This window comes from Micrococcus luteus (assembly GCF_022664405.1).
In the GTDB taxonomy this organism is placed as follows: Bacteria; Actinomycetota; Actinomycetes; order Actinomycetales; family Micrococcaceae; genus Micrococcus; species Micrococcus luteus.
Genome location: NZ_JAKRLB010000026.1, coordinates 25,752 through 32,979 on the forward strand (window position 1 = coordinate 25,752; position 7,228 = coordinate 32,979).

3 protein-coding genes and 1 pseudogene are annotated in these 7,228 nt (G+C 72.0%); all 4 read left to right on the plus strand.

Annotated elements, in window-relative coordinates:
* The first annotated feature begins 129 nt into the window (after positions 1–129).
* On the plus strand, positions 130–2,082 hold the full coding sequence (locus MF605_RS10720) for an APC family permease (protein ID WP_134377120.1): 1,953 nt from the start codon (positions 130–132) through the stop codon (positions 2,080–2,082).
* Between the two features lie 159 nt (positions 2,083–2,241).
* The gene (locus tag MF605_RS10725; protein ID WP_020625083.1) at positions 2,242–3,714 is read left to right on the plus strand and encodes a class I SAM-dependent RNA methyltransferase; all 1,473 of its coding nucleotides are present in this window, start codon (positions 2,242–2,244) and stop codon (positions 3,712–3,714) included.
* A gap of 201 nt (positions 3,715–3,915) precedes the next feature.
* On the plus strand, positions 3,916–6,618 hold the full coding sequence (gene acnA, locus MF605_RS10730; protein ID WP_036314132.1) for an aconitate hydratase AcnA: 2,703 nt from the start codon (positions 3,916–3,918) through the stop codon (positions 6,616–6,618).
* A gap of 229 nt (positions 6,619–6,847) precedes the next feature.
* Positions 6,848–7,131, plus strand: a pseudogene (locus MF605_RS10735) (transposase); the annotation flags it as partial.
* Between the last annotated feature and the right edge of the window lie 97 nt (positions 7,132–7,228).

Genomic DNA, 7,228 nt, shown 5'->3' on the forward strand with positions numbered 1-7,228 from the left:
TCCCTGCCTCTCGTGCGGTGCTCCGTGCGCCGGGGAGCCGACGCGCGCTCCATCCTCGCATCCGGCGGGCACGTCCGGGAGCATCCGCGTCGCCGCGGCGCCCGGGCCCGGCGGGGGTACCGTGGTGCGGTGGCCACGCTGTCCTTCCTCCTGCGCCGCGGCCTCCTCGGTCGCCCCGTGACGTCGCACGCCGCCGACGAGCCCCGCATGAACCGGTGGCGGGCGCTGCCCGTGACGTCGTCGAACGCCCTGTCCTCCCTCGCCTACGCCCCGGACGAGGTCATCCTCACCCTGGTCGCGGCCGGCACGTCCGCGCTCGCGCTCGGACCCGCCGTCGGCTGGGCCGTCGTCGCGGTGATGCTGCTCATCGTCGTGTCCTTCCGCGCCGCGGTCGCCGCCGTTCCGCACGGCGGCATCTATCACATGGCCGGCACGAAGCTGGGCCCGAGGGCCGGCGTCGTCGCCTCGGCCGCACTCCTGCTGGACTTCGTGTTCACCGCCGCGGTCTCCGTGGCCGCCTTCGCCCACTTCGTGGCGGCGCTGGCCCCCGGACTCACCGTCGGCAGCCGCGTGCTGGTGGCCTCGGCCGCGCTCGTGGGCGTACTGCTGGCCGCGCTCCGCGGGGTGCGGCTGTCCCGGTGGGTGCTGCCCGTGCTCGTGAGCGTGTTCGTCGCCCTGACCGCGCTGCTCGTCCTGGCGGGCCTGTGGCAGGAGGGCCGTGGGCTGCTCGGCGCGGCGCCGACGGCCGGCTGGACGCAGGAGGGCGCCGGGGTCGGCGGGACCGTCGGCACCGTGGCGACGGCGCTGCTCGCCCTGCGCGCGTTCAGCGCGGGATCGGTGCTGCTCACCGGCGTCGAGGTGCCGGTCTCGAGCACCCGCCTGATGGCCCGGCCGGCCGTGCCCACGGTGCGGTGGGTGCTCACCGTGATGGCCCTCACCCTCGGCGCGCTGACCGTGGGCGTCATGCACCTGGCTCAGCGCACCGGCGTCGTCGTCGGGCTGGAGCTGGAGAACCTCCGGGACGCCGCGGGTGCCGAGGTCACGCCCGACCGCGCCCCCGCCCCCGTGCTCGCCCAGCTCGCGGACACCGTGTACGGCCCGGGCAGCATCCTGTCCGTCGCCACCATCGCGGCCACCGCCCTGCTCCTGCTGTTCGCGGCCAAGTCGGCGTTCCGCTCGTTCCCCGCCCTGGCCGCGCGCGTGGCCGAGGACGGCTACCTGCCCCGGCAGCTGAGGGTCCGCAGCGACCGGCTGGTGCACACGTGGAGCGTCCTCGGGATGGGGGCCGTGGCCCTCTCGCTCGTGCTGTTCTTCGAGGCCCGGACCGCCCTGCTCGTGCAGCTTTACGTCATCGGCGTGCTGCTGGCCTTCACGCTCGCGCAGGCCGGCATGCTGCGGCTGTGGCGCCGCCGGCTCGTGCACACACCGGGCGCCCGGGCCCGCGCGGCCGTCCGGCTGCGCCTGATCATCACGGCGGTGGCCTGGGTGGTCACGGCGCTGGCGGGCGTCGTCGTCCTGGTCACCCGCTTCACGCAGGGCGCGTGGGTGGCGCTGCTGGCGATCGTGCTCGGCTCGCTGGTGATGGGGCGGATCCGCCGCCACTACGCGGACGTGGACCGCGAGCTCGCACCGGACCCCCAGGACGACGCGCGGGCCCTGCCCTCGCGGGTCCACGTGGTGGTCGTCGTGACCACGCTGGACCGGCCGGCGCTGCGGGCGCTGGCCTACGCCCGCGCGTCGCGGCCGTCCTCCCTCGAGGCCGTCGTCGTGGACGCCGAGCGCGCCGCCACCCTGGAGGTGATCGACGCCTGGGAGCGTGCCGGCCTGCCGATGTCGCTCACCGTGATCGCCTCGCCCTACCGCGACACGGTGGCCCCCCTGGTGCGGCATGTGCGCGAGCACCGACGCCGCTCCCCGCGGGACCTGACCATGGTGTTCATCCCGGAGTACGTGGTCCGGCCGGGCTGGCGCACGCTCCTGCACAACCGGACCGCCACCCGCCAGACGCGGCGACTGCAGCGGGAGCCGGGCGTGATGGTGGGCTCGGTGCCGTGGCAGGTCCACGAGGGCCAGGGCTCTTGACCGCCCCGGCGCCCCCGGGGAGCGGCGGATGACGCCGTCCGACGGCGCGCCCACGATCGAGGCGACACAGCCGCATCGGTCTGCAAGGATGATGATGATCTGACCAGTCGATGCTCAGGGCAAGACCTGAAGCGCGCTGCGATGCGAGAGGAGCCAGACATGGCAGTCGTCGACACGTCCACAGACGTCACCGGGATCGGGAGGACCATCGAGGTGGAGGTCGGGGCCATGGCCCACGGCGGCCACTGCGTGGCCCGGCACGAGGGGCGGGTCGTCTTCGTGCGCCACGCCGTGCCCGGCGAGAAGGTCCGGGTGGCCCTGACCGAGGCCGAGGACGGGGCCCGCTTCTGGCGCGGCGACGTCGTGGAGGTGCTGCGGCCCTCCGAGTTCCGCCGCATCCACCAGTGGAAGCTCGCGGACATGCTGCGCGCCCACGCCTCGGGTCGCCCGCCCGTGGGCGGCGCCGAGTTCGGCCACATCGTGGTCCCGCACCAGCGCCGGCTCAAGGCCCAGGTCTTCAGGGACACGGTGCACCGCATCGCCGACCTCGCGGTGGAGCCGGAGGTGTGCTTCGCCGGCTCCGAGGACGAGCCCACCGGCCAGCGCTGGCGGACCCGGAACGCGTTCGCGGTGACCCCCCAGGGGCACATCGCGATGCACGCCTACCGTTCGGCGACCCTCCTGCCCGTGCGCAACATGCCGCTCGGCGTGCCGGCCCTCGATGCGCTCGCCCTGTGGGACTGGGACTTCACCGGAGCCGCCCGCGTGGACGTCGCGACGCCGGCCTCCGGCTCCCGCCCCCTCGTGCTGGTGACGCCCACCCCGCAGACGCGGGCGGACGAGGTCAAGCTCGGCCGGCTGCGCACCCGGATCCGCCAGGCGGCCAATGCGTGCGGCGTGGACGTCTCCACCGGCCTGGCCCTGCCCGGCCCGAAGCAGTTCCAGCCGGTCAAGGTCGAGCGCATCACCGGCAAGACCTGGGTCGAGGAGACCGTGGAGTCCGAGCGCGGCGGCACCAAGCGCTTCCGCGTCACGGGTGACGGCTTCTGGCAGGTCCACCAGCACGCCCCGGCCACCCTCGTGGACGCGGTGCTCGAGGACGCGCGCGTCGAGCCGGGCCAGGTCGTGGCCGACCTCTACGGCGGCGCCGGCCTGTTCAGCGCGTACCTGGCGGACGCCGTGGGACCCGAGGGCCGCGTGTACTCGGTGGAGGCCTCCCGCCAGGCCTCGAAGGACGCCCGCCGCAACCTGCACGACCAGCCGCAGGCCTCGGTGCTCAACGGCCCCACGGACAAGGTGCTCGGCAGCTGGCTGAAGTACCCCGAGCGTCCCGTGGCGGACGGCGGCCTCGGCGGTGCCGCGCTGGACACCGTCGTCCTGGACCCGCCGCGGGCGGGCGCGGGGCGGCGGGCGATCGAGCGCATCCTCGCGCTCGAGCCGGGCCGCATCGTGTACGTCTCGTGCGACCCCGCCTCGTTCGCCCGCGACCTGGCGTGGCTGCGCGACGGCGGCTACGAGGTGGAGCGCGCCCGCGTGTTCGACCTCTACCCGGACACGCACCACCTCGAGTCGGTGACCGTGCTGGTGCCGGCCGCCCAGAGCGCCCCGGCCGCGGCCGTCGTCGAGATCTGACCCGGCATCCGCGCGGCGGCCTGCGGGCCGCCGCGCGCCATGCCCGCGTCACACGGGACCGGCGCGGTACCCTGGGACACAGTGCGGCACCTGTGACGCAGACGACGCCCGTCCCGGACGGCGCGCGGTCCGCGGCCGCGGGTGACCACCCCCCACTGGACGAGCGCCCGGAGGAAACCGGGCGGGAAGAGGAGTCCTCTCGTGACCACCGTCGACAGCTTCGGCTCCAAGGGCGTCCTGGACGTCAAGGGAGCCGAGTATGAGATTTTCCGTCTGAACAAGGTCGAGGGGGCGCAGAAGCTGCCCTACTCCTTGAAGGTGCTGCTGGAGAACCTGCTGCGCACCGAGGACGGCGCCAACGTGACCGCCGACCAGATCAAGGCCCTGGCCGCCTGGGACCCGAACGCGCAGCCGGACACCGAGATCCAGTTCACGCCGGCGCGCGTGATCATGCAGGACTTCACCGGCGTGCCCTGCGTCGTGGACCTGGCCACCATGCGTGAGGCCATCCAGGACCTGGGCGGCGACCCGGAGCGCGTGAACCCGCTCTCCCCGGCCGAGCTCGTGATCGACCACTCCGTGCAGATCGACTCCTTCGGCAACGACGCCGCCATCGAGCGGAACATGGAGATCGAGTACGAGCGCAACGGCGAGCGCTACAAGTTCCTGCGCTGGGGCCAGACCGCCTTCGACGACTTCAAGGTCGTCCCCCCGGGCATGGGCATCGTCCACCAGGTCAACATCGAGAACCTGGCCCGCACCGTGATGACCCGCGAGGTCGACGGCGTGCTGCGCGCCTACCCGGACTCCTGCGTCGGCACCGACTCGCACACCACCATGGTCAACGGCCTGGGCGTGCTCGGCTGGGGCGTCGGCGGCATCGAGGCCGAGGCCGCGATGCTCGGCCAGCCCGTGTCCATGCTGATCCCGCGGGTCGTGGGCTTCAAGCTGACCGGCAGCATCCCGTCCGGCGCCACCGCGACCGACGTGGTGCTGACCATCACCGAGATGCTCCGCCAGCACGGCGTGGTCGGCAAGTTCGTCGAGTTCTACGGCGAGGGCGTCGGCTCCGTGCCCCTGGCCAACCGCGCCACCATCGGCAACATGTCGCCCGAGTTCGGCTCCACCGCCGCGATCTTCCCGATCGACGAGGTCACCCTCGACTACCTGCGCCTGACCGGCCGCTCCGAGGAGCAGGTCGCCCTCGTGGAGGCGTACACCAAGGAGCAGGGGATGTGGCACGACCCGTCCTCCGAGGTCGCCTACTCCGAGTACCTCGAGCTGGACCTGTCCACCGTGGTGCCCTCCATCTCCGGCCCGAAGCGTCCCCAGGACCGCATCGAGCTCACCGACTCCAAGGACCAGTTCCGCAAGGACCTGCACAACTACGCCACGCAGGACGAGGCCGGCGAGGGCCGCCCGTCCAAGCTCGTGGACGTGGCCATGCCGGACGGCCGCCAGTTCCAGCTGGACCACGGTGCCGTGTCCATCGCCTCGATCACCTCGTGCACCAACACGTCCAACCCCTCCGTGATGATGGCGGCCGGCGTGCTGGCCCGCAACGCGGTCGCCAAGGGCCTGAAGTCCAAGCCGTGGGTGAAGACCTCCGTGGCCCCGGGCTCCCGCGTGGTGACCGACTACTACGAGAAGTCCGGGCTGCGCGAGTCCCTCAACGACCTCGGCTTCAACGTGGTCGGCTACGGCTGCACCACCTGCATCGGCAACTCCGGCCCGCTGGAGTCCGAGATCTCCGAGGCCATCCAGGAGAACGACCTGTCCGTGACCGCGGTGCTCTCCGGCAACCGCAACTTCGAGGGCCGCATCAACCCGGACGTGAAGATGAACTACCTGGCCTCCCCGCCGCTGGTGGTCGCCTACGCCCTGGCCGGCACCATGGACTTCGACTTCGAGAACGAGGCCCTGGGCCAGGACACGGAGGGCAACGACGTCTTCCTCAAGGACATCTGGCCGGACCCGACCGAGGTCCAGCAGATCATCGACGCGTCGATCGACACCGAGATGTTCACCTCGCAGTACGCCACGATCTTCGACGGCGACGAGCGCTGGCAGTCCCTGGAGACCCCCTCGGGCTCCACCTTCGAGTGGGACGAGAAGTCCACCTACGTGCGCAAGCCCCCGTACTTCGAGGGCATGACCATGCAGCCGGACCCGGTGTCGGACATCTCCGGCGCCCGCGTCCTGCTCAAGCTGGGCGACTCCGTGACCACGGACCACATCTCCCCGGCCGGCTCCTTCAAGTCGGACACCCCGGCGGGCCGCTACCTGCTGGAGAACGGCGTGCAGCGCAAGGACTTCAACTCCTACGGCTCCCGTCGTGGCAACCACGAGGTGATGATCCGCGGCACGTTCGCGAACATCCGCATCAAGAACCAGCTGCTCGACGGCGTGGAGGGCGGCTTCACCCGCGACTTCACCCAGGAGGGCGCCCCGCAGGCCTACGTGTACGACGCGGCGCAGAACTACGCCGAGCAGGGCACCCCGCTGGTGGTCCTGGGCGGCAAGGAGTACGGCTCCGGCTCCTCCCGTGACTGGGCGGCCAAGGGCACGGCGCTCCTGGGCGTCAAGGCCGTGATCACCGAGTCCTTCGAGCGCATCCACCGCTCGAACCTCATCGGCATGGGCGTGCTGCCGCTGCAGTTCCCCGAGGGTGAGAACGCCGACTCGCTGGGCCTGACCGGCACCGAGACCTTCGACATCTCCGGCATCACCGCCCTCAACGAGGGCACCACGCCGAAGACCGTGAAGGTCACGGCCACCGGCGAGGACGGCAAGGTCACCGAGTTCGACGCGGTCGTCCGCATCGACACCCCCGGTGAGGCCGAGTACTACCGCAACGGCGGCATCCTGCAGTACGTGCTCCGTCAGATCGCCTCGAAGGCCTGATCCACGGGACACCGCCCGCGCGCGGGCATCACGACGGCGGCCCGCCGCCCTCCGCACGGAGGGCGGCGGGCCGCCGTCGTCGTGGGCGCCGGGGCCGACGCCGGTGCAGGACGCTCTTCATCCCCCAGTGCAGGGACCGTCCAACCCTTGGGCCAGACGGTCCTCGGGCGTGTCTGACAATGAAGCCGGGGGAAGGCCGGCACCCTCGAAGACACGGTCCCGGTTCCAGATGCTCTCCCACGCCCCCACAGGCCGGCAGGGCCGGCCGTTCGCCGATGCCCTCACGATGGTCGACGCCATCATCCACCGGTACAGGTGCATCGATCCCCTGGCGGGACCTGCCCGAGGTCTACGGGCCCTGGCTGAGTCGTGTGGACCTGGCACGGCCGCATGGCCGAAGAGGGCACCTGGGACACGGTGCTGGCAACACTGACCGCCGCAGCGGATGCCGAAATCGTGATCGATTGGTCGGTCTCGGTGGACTGTCAAGGGCCATTGAGTTCTGCCCATAGGCGGCCAGTGTTTCTTCCCGCTGGTGGCCATCAGAACTGCCCACTGGTGGCCAGCTGGTTTGCCCGTTTGGGTGGTGGTGCTGGCCACCGTGATGGGA

Excerpts from the sequence above, each read along its gene's own strand:
- MF605_RS10725 (WP_020625083.1), top strand. The coding sequence starts at position 2,242 with ATGGCAGTCGTCGACACGTCCACAGACGTCACCGGGATCGGGAGGACC.